Here is a 15,736-nt window from a genome sequence, read left to right on the forward strand (position 1 = left end):
GGCGACGAGCGGTCGATTCCGCGCGACGAACGGCCCGCGCGATGACCGGCCCCGTGCGGCGACCGGCCCGTGCGGCGACCGGCCCCGTGCGGCGACCGGCCCGTGCGGCGACCGGCCCCGTGCGGCGAACGATCCAGCGCGGCGACCGGCCCCGCGCCGCGAACGATCCAGCGCGGCTGACGGCCCCGCGCGGCTAACGGTCCGGCGGGCCGAAGGCCAGCGCCCGGTCGGAGGGCGTGCTGTCGGGGGGCGTGGCGCGGGCGGCGCGGACCCCTTCGGGGACATGCAGGCGGGTCAGCACCCGCCCGACGCCCGCGGGCACGGTGGCGGGCGTGCGCAGCGAGACCAGCACCATCACCGCGAACGCGAGCGGCACCGTCCACGCGGCCGGCTGCGCCAGCAGCGCGCCCGCGAGCCCCGCGGGTGCCCAGCCGAGCATGGTCGCCATCGCCGCGGAGGTCGCCGTCAGGCCGCCGACCGCGAGGCCGCACAGCGCTCCGGCCACGCTCAGCCGGCGCCACCAGATGCCCAGCACCAGCAGCGGGCAGAACGTGGAGGCGGCGACCGCGAACGCGAGGCCGACCGTGTCGGCGAGGCCGACCCTGGTCGCCAGCAGCGTGCCCGCCGCCGGCGCGGCGACGGCGAGCACCGCGCCGGCCCGGAAGCCGGCGACGCCGGTGCGGGTGCGGTGGCGCAGCAGGTCCTGGCTCAGCACCCCGGCGACCGAGACCGTCAGCCCGCTGGAGGTCGACAGGAACGCCGCGAACGCGCCGCCCATCACCAGCGCCGCCAGCGCCTCGCCCGCGGCCCCCGGCAGCACCCGCGCCGGCAGCGCGAGCACCACGGTGTCGGTGCGCCCCGTCAGCAGCAGGTCGGGGGCGTACACCCGGCCGAGCGCCGCGTACACCGGCGGGAACAGGTAGAACGCGCCGAGCAGCCCGATGACGGCCGCGGCGGTGCGCCGGGCCCCGCCGCCGTCGGGGTTCGTGTAGAAGCGGACGATCACGTGTGGCAGGCCCATCGTGCCGAGCAGCAGTGCGACCAGCAATGAGTACGTGCGGTACAGGGTGTGGTCGCGGTGCGCGGAGCCGGCCGGCGCGGAGCCGGTGCCACCACGGCTGAGGATCGTCTCGGCGCGCGGAACCGGCGTCCCGACCGGGAGAGTCACCGTGCTGCCGGCCGCGAGCACCGCCGTCCCCGTCGGCCCGAGCGCGACCGGGTCGAGGCGGACGGGGCCGGCGACCGGCTCTCCGTCCAGAACGCCGTACATCGTGAACGTCGTGGGGGTGTCGACCCGGACCCGGACCGTGTCAACGAGGCGGACGGTGACCGGCCGGACCGTCACCGGGTGACTGTCGGCGGGCGCGGCCGGGGCGCCGTCGCGCCACCACACCGCCAGCAGGAAGAACACCGGGATCGCGATCGCGGTGAGCTTCAGCCAGTACTGGAACGCCTGCACGATGGTGATCGAGCGCATCCCGCCGGCCAGCACGTTGAGTACGACGACCCCGGCGACGATCACCACGCCCAGCCAGGCCGGGGCGCCGGTGGCGGCGCGCAGCGCGAGGCCGGCGCCCTGGAACTGCGGGAGCAGGTAGAGCCAGCCGATCCCGACGACCAGCACCGAGGCGACCCGGCGTAGCCGCGCCGAGCCCATCCGGATCTCCGCGAAGTCCGGCAGGGTGAACGCGCCGGACCGGCGCAGCGGGGCCGCGACCAGCACCAGCAGCACCAGGTAGCCGGCGGTGTAGCCGATCGGGTACCAGAGCATGTCGGCGCCGGCCGCGAGCACCAGCCCGGCCACGCCGAGGAAGCTCGCCGCCGACAGGTACTCGCCGCCGATCGCCGACGCGTTCCACCGCGGGCTGACCACCCGGCTGGCCACGTAGAAGTCGCTCGTCGTCCGGGACAGCCGCAGGCCGAGCGCGCCGACGGCGAGGGTGGCGACGCAGACCATCGCGACGGCGAGCGCCGCCGGCCAGGCGGGCGCCGTCACGGCCGCTCGCCGCCGGCCTCGTCTCGCCCGGACAGCAGGTCGGTGAAGTCGTTCTCGGTGTGTTCGGCGGCGCGCACGTAGGCCCTGGCGACCACGACGAGCGTCGGGTACACGGCCACGCCGAGCACCAGCCACGGCACGCTCACCCCGAGGCCCGGGACGCGCGTCCCGGCGAGGTCGGGCACCAGCGCGAACAGCGCGGGCAGCAGGCCGAGCACCACCCCGAGCGCCACGAGCACACCGATCGCGAGCCGGCGCTGGTCGCGCAGCAGGCCCCGCAGGTAGACGTCGCCGAGGACCGTCTGCTCCTCGAGGTCCCGGCTGGCCATGCCCCGGGCTGGCCGCACGGCCGTCCCGGGCCGCTCAGCGGGCCGGCCTGATCTGCTCCGCCGATCGGGCAGGAAACCCGAGCCTCCGGACCTCCCAGATCGACTCCGCAAGCTCCGTCGATCCGGCAGGAACCCCGGATCCGGTGGGGACCCCGGCGCGGACGTTGTCCGCGGTCCCGTCACCCGCACCCGACGCGGCGGTGACGCCGCCTTCGGAGGCGGCGGGTCAGCCGGAGCGTCCGGGGGCACGGGTGAGGCTCGCCGCTCGGATCAGCCGGTCGCGCAGCGCACGGGTGTGCCGGCGGCTGACGGGCAGTACCCGGTCGCCGAGCCGGACGGTGCAGTGGCCGTCGTCCATGCGCAGTTCGTCGACGTAGGCGGTCGCGACCAGCGTGCTGCGGTGGATCCGGACGAAGCCCGCCGCGGCCCAGCGTTCCTCCAGCGTGGACAGCGACACCCGGACGAGGTGCCCGCCGCCGGCGGTGTGCAGCCGGACGTAGTCGCCCTGGGCGACGGCGTAGCGCACCTCGGACCGGTGGACGAAGCGGGTGACGCCGCCGAGCTCGACCGGGAACGTCTCGTCCTCGGCGGTGGTCATCCCGTCGTCGGACCGCCCGCCGGCGACGCCGACGAGGGCCGGTCCGTCGACCGGGCCGGTGAGGCCTGCGAGGGAGGCGGCGCCGGTGAGGGCGGCGGTACCGGCCGGGCCGGGCCGGGCGGGTGCCGTGGCGGCGGCTCCGGGCGCCTGGCGAGCGGCGCGGATCGTTTCGACGACCCGGCGCACGGCCTCGGCCAGCCGGTCGGGGCGCACGGGCTTGAGCAGGTAGTCGGTCGCGCGCAGGTCGAACGCGTCGACGGCGTGGCCCTCGTGCGCGGTGACGAAGACGACCTGCGGGGGCGCGGCGAACCGGCCGAGCACGCGGGCGAGGTCCAGGCCGTCGAGCCCTGGCATCCGTACGTCACAGAACACCGCGTCGAACGCCTGGGCGTCCAGCGCCCGCAGGGCCTCGGCGCCGCCGTCCACCGCGCGTACCAGCCCGATCCGCGGGTCGGCGTCCAGCAGCCAGGCGAGCTCGTCCCGGGCCGGCGCCTCGTCGTCCACCACCAGCACGGCGAGCGCCCCCGGCGCCCCTGCCCCTGACCCCGCTGCCCCTGACCCTCCTGCCACCGGCCGGGCTGACGCAACACCCGCACTCATGATCACGGATCGTAGCCGCCGGGGCGCCCGGTATCCATAGCCCGATCTTCCTCGGCTCGATCTTCCTCGCCGCTAGGGGACCTGGACGCCGGGGGCGAACTTGGGGACGCGGAAACTGACCTTGGTGCCGGCACCCAGCGCCGTCTCGACGACCAGGCCGCACTCGTCGCCGAAGACCGAGCGCAGCCGGGCGTCGACGTTGCCGAGACCCACCGAGTCGCCCACGTGCGCGCCGGCGAGGATGCGGCGCACGACCTCCGGATCGCTGCCCGCGCCGTCGTCCTCGACCCAGATGTGTGCCGCCGCGCCGTCGTCGGTCGCCCCGAGGGACACGTGCCCGACGCCGGGGCGCCCCTCGATGCCGTGCCGGACGGCGTTCTCCACCAGCGGCTGCACCGCCAGGAACGGGATGACGACCGGCAGCACCTCGGGCGCGACGAGGATCTGCACGGCCAGCCGGTCGCCGAACCGGGCCTGCTCCAACGCCAGGTAGCGCTCGACGTTGCGCAGCTCGTCGGCGAGCGTCGTGAACTCGCCGCTGCGGCGGAACGCGTAGCGGGTGAAGTCGGCGAACTCCAGCAGCAGCTCGCGTGCCCGCTCCGGGTCGGTGCGCACGAACGACGCGATCGCGGCCAGCGAGTTGTAGATGAAGTGCGGGCTGATCTGTGCCCGCAGCGCGCGCAGCTCCGCCTCCACCGCCCTGGTGCGGGACGCCTCCAGCTCGGCGAGCTCGACCTGGGTGGAGACCCAGCGGGCCAGCTCCTCGACCGCTCTCGCCAGCCCCGCGCCGACCGTCGGCGCGTAGGCGATCAGCGCTCCGACCACCTCGTCACCGCTGGTCACCGGCGCGACCACGGCCGCCCCGATCGGGCAGCCCGGATCGTCGCAGCGCCCGGCCCCGACGGCGTTCGCGTCGTCCGTGGCGAGCTGGTCGTCCGTGGCGAGCTGGATGTGGTCCGCGGTGAGGACGGCGGCGCGGCCGGCGGTGAGCGCCGTCGCGGCATGGCGGACGGCGTCCGCGCCGTGCCGCGACTCGCCGGGGCCGTCCCAGGCCAGCGTCCTCGTCGTGTCCGTGATCGCGACGGCCGACGTGCCGAGCAGTGCGCGCAGGTGGCGGACGGCCCGCGCGGCGCCGGCCGGGCCGAGCCCTTCTCGCAGGTGCGGCGCGGCGAGCGACGCCGTGTGCAGGGTGGCGAACGTGGCGCGCTCGGCGGTGGTCCCCAGCCCGGCGGGGGTGCGGACCGTCCGCAGCAGGAGCAGAACTCCGAGCGTCGCCGCGCCGCCGGCCACCACCCCGATCGCCAGCCAGACCAGCTGAACATCGCCGATCTCCACGCCGGCACGGTAGCCCGCCAGACCCGGCGAAGGCGGCCCAAGACGGATGACCGGCGGGAGAACCGCGATTTTGGRGCGCGCGACTGAGAACATTTGGGACATGACGTCGGGGCAGAAGGATGTGCGGTCTAAGGAGGCGGAGGGCAAGGGCGGGCCGGACGAGCCGGGGACGCTGCCGGGTCCAGAAGATGGGCAGCAGCTGCCGCGGCGGCAGCCGGGTCCGCTGCCGCGGCGGCGGACGAGTCCGGGTCCGGCGGACGAGCCGGGGGCGCTGTCGGGTGCGGCGGACAGCCCGGAGCCGCTGCCGAGCCCGGCGGGCGAGCCGGCGACGCGGCCAGGTCCAGCGGACGGCCCGGAGCCGCCGCTGGATCCGGTGGACGAGCCGGAGGCGCGGCCAGGTCGGGCGGAGGCGCCACGGGCGCGGCCGAGCCTGGAGGAACGGCGGCGCGGGCTGCCCGCCGGGCGGCCGAGCCGGCGGCGGGTGGTGCTCGCGGGGATCGGAGCGGTCGCCGGCGTGGCCGGGGTGACCGCGGCCGCCGGCGGCGCGGTGTACGCGGGCTGGCTGCCGGGGCGGTCGCGGCTGATCCGGGCGGTCGAGGGCTGTGGCGAGCCGGGCGCCGTTCCGGCGGTCGAGCCGGGGCCGGTCAGCGTCACGTCGTTCAGGAGCGCCGCCCGCCGCCGTCAGGTCGACCTCGTCGTCGCCTACCCGCCCGGCTATGAGCCGCGCGCCGCCACCGACGACGAGGCGCCTGGCGGAGCGCCTGGCGGAGATGACGCGGCCGGTGACGACGCCGGTCTCACGCTGCCGGTGTGCCTGGTGCTGCACGGACGCGGCGACACGGCGCGCGGCCTCGTCGGCCCGCTCGCGGCCCAGGCCTTTCTCGCGGCCGCGGCCGCCACCGGCGTGGCCCCGTTCGCGCTCGCCGCGGTCGACGGCGGTGAGACCTACTGGCATCGGCGAGCGGACGGCGATGACCCGGAGACGATGCTGCTCGGCGAGGTGCTGCCCAGGCTGGCCGCCCAGGGGCTGAGCACGGACCGGTTCGCCGCGTACGGCTGGTCGATGGGCGGCTACGGCGCGCTGCTGCTCGCCCGGCGCCATCCGACGCGGGTGGTGGCCGTCGCCGCGAGCAGCCCGGCGGTGTGGCACTCCTACGGCGACGCGGCTTCCGGCGCGTTCGACTCGGCGGCCGACTTCGACGACCATCGCGTCCTCGGCGTCGGCCCCGCGCGCGGCGTCGCCTACCGGATCGACTGCGGTAACGCGGACCCGTTCAGCCGCGTCGACCACACGCTCGCCGCCGAGCTGGCCGCCGCCGAGCGCGGCTTCCCCGTCGGCTGCCACGACTTCGGTTTCTGGCGCCGCCAGCTCCCCGCCCAACTGGCCTTCCTCGGCCGCGCCCTGTCGACCTGACCGGCGGGAGCCCGCTCGGCGCGGGAACCCGACCAGCCCAGGAACCTGACCAGCACGGGAAGAGGCCGACCCGGGCCGGCGGTTGACCTGGACGTGATGTCGCAGCCTTCAGGGCCGGTCCCGGCTCCCTTCCCGGTGCCGCTGTCCGTGCTCGACCTTGTCCCGGTGGGCAGCGGGGTGACGGCCGGCGAGGCCATCCGCAACTCGCTCGACCTGGCCCGGCGTACCGAACGGCTGGGCTTCGTCCGCTACTGGCTGGCCGAGCACCACGGCATGCCGGGGATCGCGAGCTCGGCGACGGCGCTGCTGATCGGCCAGGTCGCGGGGGCGACGTCGACGATCCGGGTCGGCTCCGGCGGCGTGATGCTGCCCAACCACTCCCCGCTGGTGGTCGCCGAACAGTTCGGCACCCTCGGAGCGATGTTTCCCGGCCGGATCGACCTCGGCCTCGGCCGTGCCCCCGGCACCGACCAGGCCACGGCCCGGGCGCTGCGCCGCATCACGGGTGGTGCCCTCACCGAGGACGAGTTCCCCGACCAGCTCGCGGAGCTGACCACCTTCCTCGCCGGCGCCGAGTTCCCCGCCGGCCACCGGCTGCACGGGGTGAGCGCCTTCCCGCGTGCCGAGGTGCCGCCGATCTGGCTGCTCGGGTCGAGCGGCTACAGCGCGCAGGTCGCCGGGATCCTGTCGCTGCCGTTCTCGTTCGCGCACCACTTCAGCTCGCAGAACACGATTCCGGCCCTCGACCTCTACCGGTCGTCGTTCCGCCCGTCGCAGGGGCGGGAGCGGCCGTACGCGATGGTCGCCGCCGCGGTGCTGGTCGCCGAGACCGACGAGCGGGCTGACTGGCTCGCCGGGCCGATCCGGCTGACGATGATGCGGTTGCGCAGCGGCCGCCCGGCGGCCTACCCGACGCCCGAGGAGGCCGCGGCCTACCCGTGGACCGACCTGGAGCGCTCCGCGGCCCGGCAGGCGACCGCGTCGCACGTCGTCGGCTCGCCGGAGACGGTCCGCGCCGGGCTCCAGCAGCTGCTCGACGCGACCGGCGCCGATGAGCTGATGCTCACGACCAACGTCCACGGCCACGCCGACCGCGTCCGCTCCTACGAGCTGCTCGCCGAGCTCGCCAGGGACCTGATCCCTCGGTCACGCCCACCGGCCAACGCCAACACCAACGCCAACGCAGCCGCCTCCGGCCGAGGCCACCAGCGGGGCTGACGTCACCAGCGGGCTGAGTTCACCAGGCGGCCCGAGGCCGTCAGGCGGGCGTGGACAGGGCCGGTTCAGGCGGCGCTGGTGTTGGCACCCGCTTCGGCGTCGTCGACGAGGAGCGGCCGGGACGGCCGTGCGGGGCGGGTCATCTTCGACGGGTGCAGGACGCGCTCGGTGATCCGGGCGACGAAGCCCCGTGGCAGGAAGCGCGGGGCGTTGGCCGACAGCCGGTACTGCCAGCCGTCGATCACGTAGGGCGCGCCGCGCCGCAGGCCACGGAAGGCGGTGGCGACGACCTCGTCCGGCGTTCGCATCCGGCCGCCGGTGGCCACCTGGTAGCCGAGGTCGTCGAAGAAGCCCGTCTCGGTCTGCGCCGGGCACAGCGCCATGATCCGCACGCCGCTGCCGCGGTACTCCGCCCACAGCGCCGTGGTGAACGACAGCACGAACGCCTTCGCCGCGCCGTAGACGGCCATGTGCGGCACGGCCTGGAACCCCTGCACCGAGCTGAGGTTGATCAGCGTGCCGCGCCGGCGCTCGAGCATGCCGGGCAGGAACAGGTGGGTCATCCGCTCGACGGACGAGCACAGGAGCATGACCTCGCGGTGGTTCTGCTCCAGGTCGAGCGTGTGGTAGTTGCCGTGGACGCCGAAGCCGGCGTTGTTGACCAGTACGTCGATCGTGAGGTCGAACTCGGCGACCTGCGCGGCCAGCTTGTCCGGCCCCTCCTCGACGGCGAGGTCGACGCCGATCTCGTGGACCGCGACCGGGTGGCGGGCGCGCAGCCAGGCCGCCGCCGCGGGCAGCCGCTCGTTCGGCAGCGCGGCGATCACGATGTCGGCCCCGCGGCGGGCGAACCCGTCCGCGAGCGCCAGCCCGATGCCCGATGAGGCGCCCGTGATCAGAGCCGTCTGGCCCCGATAATCATCCATAAGATCACCAGCCGCCGCTCCGATCCGACAATTCACATTCGATCGTAGGCTGACCGGATTGCGCCCCCATAGCGGGCGGTCGGTTAGTCGACAGCGGCGGACCAGGATTGCGGCCCGCGCGAACCCTGACGGAAGTGCCTGGTCAGGGCCGCGTCAACCCTCACGGAAGTGCCTGGTTGGGGTCCGGGCCGAATTGGCACCGGCGCTCCTCGACGTCCGTTGTCGAACAGCGAGCACGTCAGTTGTCGAGCAGTGAGCGCAGCGCCTTGCGGTCGGTCTTGAGGACACCGGTGAGCGGCACCGAATCCACGATCCTGACCTCGCGCGGGTACTTCACCGCCGAGATCCGCTCGCGGGCGTACGCGACGAGGTCCGCCGGCGTCACCGCCGCGCCGGGGGCGAGCTGGACGAACGCCACCACCTCCTCGCCGTGCGCCGGGTCCGGCCGGCCGACGACGCCGCAGGCGATCACGTCGGGGTGGGTGAGCAGCACGTCCTCGACGTCGCGCGGGTAGACGTTGAAGCCGTTGCGGATGATCACATCCTTGATCCGGTCGACGACGTAGAGGTAGCCGTCCTCGTCGAGCCGGCCGACGTCGCCGGTGTGCAGCCAGCCGCCGCGCAGCGTGCGCGCCGTCTCCTCGGGCGCGTGCCAGTAGCCGCTCATCAGCGACGGCCCGCGCAGGCAGATCTCACCGGTCTCGCCGGCGGTCGCCCAGGTTCCGTCGTCCAGCTCGATGCGCACCTCGACGCCGGCCGCCGGCCGCCCGACGCTGCCCAGCCGCACGGCGCTGCCCGGCGTCGACGTGGCGATCGCCGCGACCTCCGTGCAGCCGTATCCCTCGGCGAGCGTGGCGTGCGGCAGCCGGCGCGCCCACTCCAGCGAGACCTCCCGCGGCAGCGGGGCGCTGCCGCTGACGACCTTGTGCAGGCTTCCGGTCTCGTACTCCTCGACCGGCACCTCGAGCAGCATCCGGACCATCGACGGCACCAGCGCGCTCGAGTGGACGCCGTGCCGGGCGACGAGCGTCAGCCAGCCGACCGGGTCGAACCAGCGCATCAGCACCGCCGTCGACGGCCCGGGCGCGTGCAGGGCCATGACGCTGATGGTGAGCCCGTAGACGTGCGAGAGCGGCAGCGGCGACAGGCCCACGGGGGGCAGGCCGACGTCCGGGGAGTCCTGCTGCCGGGCGAGGTGGGCGGCCCAGGCGGCGGCCGACAGCGCGTCATGGCTGAGCACGACGCCCTTGGAGCGCCCGGTGGTACCCCCGGTGTAGAGCAGCGCGGCCATCTCAGCGGACGGGGTGTCCAGCAGCGGTGCCTCGTCGCCCGCCTCCAGCTCGGCGAAGTCGAGCACCGGCGGCACCGGGCCGGCCTCCCCGTCGCCGCCGCCGTCGCCCGGCTCCGCGGCGGCGCCGGGGGTACCAGGGCTACCGGGGGTACCGCCAGCGAGCACGATCGCCGTCACCGTGGGGACGCCCCTGGCCGCGCCGAGCACCTTCGCCAGGAACTCCGGCGTCGTGATGACCAGCCGGGCACCGCTGTCGGCGAGCACGTGCCGCAGCTCCGGTTCGCCGATCAGGAACAGCACCGGGGCGACGACGCCGCCCACCCGCCAGACCGCGTTGTAGGAGATCCCCACCTCGGGGCAGTTCGCCATGCACACGACCACCGGGTCGCCGGGCCGCAGACCGGCGGTGACCAGCCCGCTCGCGAGCCGGTTGGACCGGCTCGCGAGCACCGAGCCGGTCCAGCGCTGGTCCTCGAACACCAGCAGCGAGCTGTCGCCCACCCGCTCGCGCGCGAGCTCCGCCAGCAACGCCAGGCTGCTTCCGGTCGCCGCGGCCACTCTCGTCGCCACCGTGCACACCCCCTTGACGGCCATCGCCGCGCCGACGCCTCCAGGCGGGTCGAACAATGGGTGAGTTACACCACATGCCCGCAATCGTCATGTTGCACCCGGTGTCGCTGCGGCGCCACACCTGCCAGCCACCCGCCGAAACCGGCCAGGTCAGCCTTCTTAGGCTCCAGTGTCGTACCTCGGCCGCCACGCCGGTGGAMCGACCGGCGGGCGGTCGCGGCCAGGGTGGTGGATGACACGGCCGTGGCGGCCGTGGTGGCCGTGGCCGTGGCGGCCGGTGGACGGCGCCGTGGCTACAGCGGACCGGTGCCTAGGCCGGCGTCGCGGGCTCTGGCGACGGCCTCCGCGCGGTCGGCGACCTGAAGCTTGGTGAAGACGTTCGAGACGTGGTTACGGATGGTCTTGTCGGACAGGTGCAGCCGGCGGGCGATGGCCGGGTTCGTGAGGCCGCGGGCGACCAGGTCGAGGATCTCCCGCTCCCGGTCGGTGAGCTCGGGGAACGGGGCGAGCGGCGCCCGCCCGCCGCTGGCGAACCAGGCGAGCACCCTGCTCGCGATCGCCGCGCTGAAGACCACCTCGCCGGCGGCGACGGCGCGCAGCGCGCGGGCGATCTCCTGGCGGTCGGCGCCCTTGAGCAGGTAGCCGCGGGCGCCGGCGCGCATCGCCGCGAACACCGAGTCATCGCCATCGAGCATCGTCAGGACGAGGACAGCCACGCCGGGGTGCGCGCCGACGATCCGTCTGGTCGCGTCGATGCCATTGGTTCCGGGCATGTGCAGGTCCATCACGACGATGTCGGGCGCGAGCCGTCCGGTGGCCTCGACGGCCTCGTCACCGTCGCCCGCCTCACCGACGACCTCGACGTCGGGCATCGTCTCGATCGCGATGGTCAGCCCCTCGCGGAACAACGGGTGGTCATCGACCACGAGAACGCGCACGTGTGCCTCACCCTTCGGTCGTGCCTGATGCCGCCGGGAGCAGGGCGGCCACCCGGGCGCCGCGGCCGTCCGGGCCGGGGCCGATCTCGAACGTCCCGCACAGCTCGTCGACCCGCTCGCGCATCGAGCGCAGCCCCATCCCGCCCGCGGCGGCCGGCACCGCCTCACCGGCCTCGCCGGCGGGATCGCCGGCGTCCGACGCTCCCAGCCCGCGGCCGTCATCGATCACCTGGACGTCCAGGCCCTCGGGCTTCCTGGCCAGGACCACCCGCAGCAGCGACGGGCGGCCGTGGCGGACGGCGTTCGTCAGCGCCTCGGCGACGATCCGGTACGCCGCGACCTCGGCGGCCGCAGGCAGGGTGCCCAGGTCCTCGTCGGCCGTCACCTGGACCCGCAGGCCCGGCGCGGCGAAGCGGGTGGCCAGCTCGCGCACGGCCGGGCCGAGACCGAGGTCGTCGAGCGCCGGTGGGCGCAGGCCGTGCACGAGCGCGCGCACGTCGTCGACGGTCCCGCGCAGCCGCGGGACGACCCGGTCGAGGATCCGCGCGGCGGCGGGCGGGTCCGCGGGCAGCAGGTCACGCGCGGTCTCGGCCTGCAGCGCCGAGGCGGCCAGCACCGGCCCGAAGCCGTCATGCAGCTCGCGGTAGAGCCGGCGGCGCTCCTCCTCCCGCGCGGCGACCAGTTGCTCGCGAGATCGACGCAGGTCGCGGGCAAGGACGACGGAGTGCAGCGCGACACCGGCGTTCTCGGTGACCTCGATGAGCAGCCGTCGCTCCGCCGGGCGCAGCCAGTCTGCCCGCCGGGCCAGCAGCAACGTCCCGACCCTCGTTCCGGCGTACTCCAGCGGGATCCGGTCCAGGCCCTGTCTGGCCGCAGGCCCGGCGGCCTCGCCGGTTCCGGGACGGTCGCCCGGGACGTTGCCCGAGCCGCTCACCGGGCTCGCGGGCGGGGGCGTACCGTGCTCGATCGTCTCGCCGCCCACCACCTCGATCGCCGCGTACGGCACCCGCAGCGCCGTCGCGGCGGCGGCGGCGAGCTCGGGAAGGACGCGGCGGCTGATCGTGTCGGCGTCCTCGGCGGCCCGCAGCCGGGCGCCGACCAGGCTCAGTACGGTGCGCGGGTCGTGCTCGCCGCCGAAGACCAGCCGGTTCGCCTCGGCGCGCAGCCGGCGCGCGAGCGGCTCGGCGAACACCGCGACCAGCGCCGTCGCCACCAGCGGCGCCCCGGTGGTCCGGCCGAGCAGGGCGCCGCCGAACCCGACGCAGGCGGCGTAGCAGGCGCCGATGACGACGGTGAGCGCGCCGTAGGCGAGCGCGCGGCTCACCACCAGATCGACGTCCCACATCTGGTAGCGCAGCACCGCGACCAGGCAGGCCACCGGTAGCGGCAGCATCGCGAGCGCCGTGAGGACCGGTCCCAGCCAGAACCCGGCGACGAAGAGGACCACCGACGCGGCGAGCCCGAGCAGCACCCAGCGGGCCTGCCGCCGCTCCCGCTCGGCCGGGTCGCCGGCGGTACCGGTAGTACCGGCGGCGCCGGCGGTACTCGCAGTACTGCCGGGACCGGTGGTGCGATCGGCGCCGGCGGAGCCGTTGGTACCGGCGGGGCGGCCGCGACCGCGGCGTGACAGCGACCACAGGGCCGCGAGCGCCGTCGTCGCGGTCAGCGCGACGAGCGGGGCTGTCACCCAGGCCTCGACGGCCCAGCTCAGGCCGGTCGGGTTGCGGACGCCATAGCGGGGGAGCGTCGGGGCGAAGGTGCCGTAGGGCGTGGCCGCCGCCTGCGCGGTGGAGCCGACGACGGCCATGACGGCCACGGCCAGCACGGGCCGCCAGCGCCGCGACGGCAGGCGCCCGCCGGGCAGCAGCAGCGGCAGCACGCTCACCGTGCCGATCACGGCGATCATCCAGGTGGCGTTGCCCACCCACATCGCGGCCCTGGCCGCCGTCGAGACCCGCTCCGGTCGGTGCGCCAGCTCGTACACCAGCCAGCCGGGCCCGGCGAGCGCGAGCGCGTTCGCCAGCCCGAAGCCGAGCAGCAGCCAGCCGACCGACAACCGCGGGCGCCGGGCCGCGAGCCGCCCGCCCAGCAGGCCGTACCCGAGCGCGGCCACGGCGCTGGACAGCCACCAGGCCATCACCTCGTCGGCGGCCGGCGCGTCCCAGGCGGCGAGCCGCAGCCACACGCCGAGCCCGACGACCGTGACCGTCGCCGCGGTCCCGGCCCCCGCGAGCGCCAGCCCGATCCGTCCACCCCGCACGAGACGATCGTGGCCGACCTTGCCGGAGGTGTCACGGGACGCGATGTCCCGACCTGCTCTGTCCCGGCCTGCTCTGGCTCCGGCCTGCTCCGGCCCCGCCCTTCGGGCGTCACCGATCCGTCGGGCCTCATGGAAAAGCTGGGATGCCGGGGTCCGAACCGTAGTCCGGACCCGGCACCCCAGCCGGGAGTTCTGAGTTCTGGTGCCAGCCGGGCTGGCCGCGACGTCAGGAGCGGCTGCCCCTGGCCATCTTGATGGTCTTCTCGAGCTGGTCGCGGTCGACCTCGGCCACCCGGCCGTTGCTGGAGACCGTCGGGATGTGGCCGCCGTTGAGGACCAGGTCGGTGGTGTGCCGCAGGCCCATGTCCTTCTGCTCGACGTCGAGGATCGCCTCCTCGACGCGGTAGAGCTTCTCGACCTGGGCGACCCTCGCCTCGACCTGGGCGGCCACCACGCGCAGGCGGCGCTCGGCCTTGGCGAGGTGACGCTCCAGCCGGCGGTCACGCCAGTTCGGCATGGGGTCGTCGCGCTCGGTCGGGTCGTGCAGGTAGAGCTCGACGACGACGGCCACCAGCGGGATGAGGCCCTGGAACAGGATCAGCGGCAGGCTGACGTCGGAGGCCGAGCCCTCCACCCGCACCAGCACACCGGCGATCATGAGGACCAGGAAGATGAGCGCGGTGAGCCACAGGGCGAGCGGGGACGACTTGGAGTCCACCAGCTGCGGGCGGATGTCCTGGTCGATCACGAGCCGGCCGTTGTCGGCCGCCGACAGGAACTGCCGCTGGGCCCTGGCGAAGATCGAGCCCTTGATGGCGTGCGAGAGGGCGAAGCCGGCGAAGAACACCGCGATGCCGAGCAGACCGCCGAGCCACCAGCCCACGCTGAACTGCGGGGTGTCGTCGAGGGCGGCGTAGGCGCTCGCGAACACGTAGAAGTCCAGCGCCGCGAGCACCAGGAGCACGACGGTGCGCGCGCCCTTCCCCAGGTGCAGTTGGGGAATGCGCTCCTGCACGCCGACGCTGCGCCACAGGCGACCCTGCTCGATCTTGTGGCGCATCAGCTCGGACTGACGCTCGCGTCGCTCCGCCCGAGCGTCGATCTCGGTGCGCAGCTCGGCGATCTCCTCCTCGAGCGACCGAGCGTCGGCCCGGGTCGCTGCCCGGATCTCCTGCACCTCGGCGTCCTCGAGGGTCTTGAGGACCTTGGGACGGGTCTCGGCGCCAGCCAGCGCGATGTCGGCGTCCCCGACCCGGCGAATCAGCTGCTTGGCCAGTTTCCCCGGCTGGTTACCCCTGCGCAGCACCTGGGTCTCGCTTTCCGTATCTCTTCGTGCCTGTGTCGATGTGGTTCTGGGCCGAGACGTCTGTCCTGGCCGGTGTGCGGGGCCGGTGGGGGGCTTCGGCCTGGATGGGAAATACCTGGGTCGGTCGTCGAGTAGCCATGCGAATCAGCCGGGCGTCGTGGCCGTCAGTCGATCGGTCGGGAGTAGCTTCCGGCGAGGAAGCACAGCATCGCGAAGATCGCGCCGATGATCGGGGCGATGACCGTCTCGCTGCCCGAGCCATCGCCGTTCGCGAAGACCGCGATGAAGACCAGGGCTGTCAGGCCCACGAACGCCGCGACCGCGCCGATCATGAAGCGGCGCTGGATGGTGTCTCGTGGCGGGAGCTCGGAAAGCGCGTCGATCGGAGCGATCAGGCCCGCCCGGGCACGGTTGCCGATGCGCCGACGGACGTCACGCAGCCGGAAGGTGTTGCCGGACAGGAAGAAGCCGATCGCCGTCACGAAGATCGAGCCGCTGACGGAGACCCGGATCGACGACGAGGACGGCATCGTGAGCCAGAGGAAGCCGACGACCAGCACCATCGAGAGGCCACAGATGAAGATGACGACGGCAGACCGCATGAGCGCCGGGGCGTAGTGCTGGTCCCGATGTTCGCTGAAGGCGCTGCCCCGGGCCTTTTTCGCACGGGCCATCGTCTGCGTGGACGCGATGAACGACCCGTCCGGATTGGTGGTCGATTCAGTCCCAGGCCTAGGTTGCTGCTCGTAAATGCTCATACCGGTGCCTCCGGTCCATAACCCTCAGTGATGAGGCCTCCGGCGGCGTGCAGGCGGCGTGGCAGCGCGCCTGTTGCTGGCTGGGTGGCCCTGATGCGTGCGTAGCCCGTGGCGGCCGGTTTGGTCCCGCCGACGGCAAGGCCGCGTGGTGTCACCCTGGTGGGTGAAACCACGCGGCTCACGGTGGCCGCCGGGCG

General features: G+C 74.5%; 12 protein-coding genes. 2 read left to right on the forward strand and 10 right to left on the reverse strand.

Features of this window, described 5'->3' with window-relative positions:
- Positions 1-193: 193 nt before the first annotated feature.
- From BCD49_RS38475 to BCD49_RS38490, 4 genes are all read right to left on the reverse strand, one after another.
- Positions 194-1,957: a sodium/solute symporter gene (locus BCD49_RS38475; protein ID WP_051466600.1), complete on the reverse strand. Its 1,764-nt coding sequence runs from the start codon at positions 1,955-1,957 to the stop codon at positions 194-196.
- A 35-nt stretch (positions 1,958-1,992) separates the two neighbouring features.
- Positions 1,993-2,325, reverse strand: coding sequence for a hypothetical protein (locus BCD49_RS38480; protein WP_051466129.1), 333 nt, complete (start codon positions 2,323-2,325; stop codon positions 1,993-1,995).
- Between the two features lie 226 nt (positions 2,326-2,551).
- Positions 2,552-3,436 (reverse strand): LytR/AlgR family response regulator transcription factor, encoded by an 885-nt coding sequence (locus BCD49_RS45655; RefSeq protein WP_007518618.1) that lies wholly within the window; start codon positions 3,434-3,436, stop codon positions 2,552-2,554.
- A gap of 159 nt (positions 3,437-3,595) precedes the next feature.
- Complete coding sequence (locus BCD49_RS38490) at positions 3,596-4,858, reverse strand: sensor histidine kinase (RefSeq protein ID WP_007518617.1); 1,263 nt, start codon at positions 4,856-4,858, stop codon at positions 3,596-3,598.
- 100 nt (positions 4,859-4,958) lie between these two features.
- On the opposite strand from BCD49_RS38490, the gene BCD49_RS38495 reads away from it, so the two are divergent.
- Positions 4,959-6,272: an alpha/beta hydrolase-fold protein gene (locus BCD49_RS38495; protein WP_083401960.1), complete on the forward strand. Its 1,314-nt coding sequence runs from the start codon at positions 4,959-4,961 to the stop codon at positions 6,270-6,272.
- Positions 6,273-6,368: 96 nt separating this feature from the next.
- Entirely contained in the window at positions 6,369-7,490 is a 1,122-nt protein-coding gene (locus BCD49_RS38500; RefSeq protein WP_007508547.1) for an LLM class flavin-dependent oxidoreductase, read from the forward strand.
- Between the two features lie 65 nt (positions 7,491-7,555).
- On the opposite strand, the gene BCD49_RS38505 is transcribed toward BCD49_RS38500, so the two are convergent.
- From BCD49_RS38505 to BCD49_RS38530, 6 genes are all read right to left on the reverse strand, one after another.
- The gene (locus tag BCD49_RS38505) at positions 7,556-8,416 is read right to left on the reverse strand and encodes an SDR family NAD(P)-dependent oxidoreductase (protein ID WP_007508549.1); all 861 of its coding nucleotides are present in this window, start codon (positions 8,414-8,416) and stop codon (positions 7,556-7,558) included.
- 238 nt (positions 8,417-8,654) lie between these two features.
- On the reverse strand, positions 8,655-10,301 hold the full coding sequence (locus BCD49_RS38510) for a class I adenylate-forming enzyme family protein (protein WP_007508551.1): 1,647 nt from the start codon (positions 10,299-10,301) through the stop codon (positions 8,655-8,657).
- Between the two features lie 269 nt (positions 10,302-10,570).
- Positions 10,571-11,215 carry a response regulator gene (locus tag BCD49_RS38515; RefSeq protein ID WP_071042491.1) on the reverse strand — a complete coding sequence of 215 codons (645 nt, stop codon included), beginning with the start codon at positions 11,213-11,215 and terminating at the stop codon, positions 10,571-10,573.
- Between the two features lie 7 nt (positions 11,216-11,222).
- The gene (locus BCD49_RS38520; RefSeq protein ID WP_007508555.1) at positions 11,223-13,475 is read right to left on the reverse strand and encodes a sensor histidine kinase; all 2,253 of its coding nucleotides are present in this window, start codon (positions 13,473-13,475) and stop codon (positions 11,223-11,225) included.
- Positions 13,476-13,701: 226 nt separating this feature from the next.
- Complete coding sequence (locus tag BCD49_RS38525) at positions 13,702-14,781, reverse strand: hypothetical protein (RefSeq protein ID WP_007508557.1); 1,080 nt, start codon at positions 14,779-14,781, stop codon at positions 13,702-13,704.
- 164 nt (positions 14,782-14,945) lie between these two features.
- Positions 14,946-15,539: a hypothetical protein gene (locus tag BCD49_RS38530; RefSeq protein WP_007508559.1), complete on the reverse strand. Its 594-nt coding sequence runs from the start codon at positions 15,537-15,539 to the stop codon at positions 14,946-14,948.
- Positions 15,540-15,736 lie beyond the last annotated feature (197 nt).

The sequence above is a fragment of the Pseudofrankia sp. EUN1h genome, assembly GCF_001854645.1.
Classification (GTDB): domain Bacteria; phylum Actinomycetota; class Actinomycetes; order Frankiales; family Frankiaceae; genus Pseudofrankia; species Pseudofrankia saprophytica.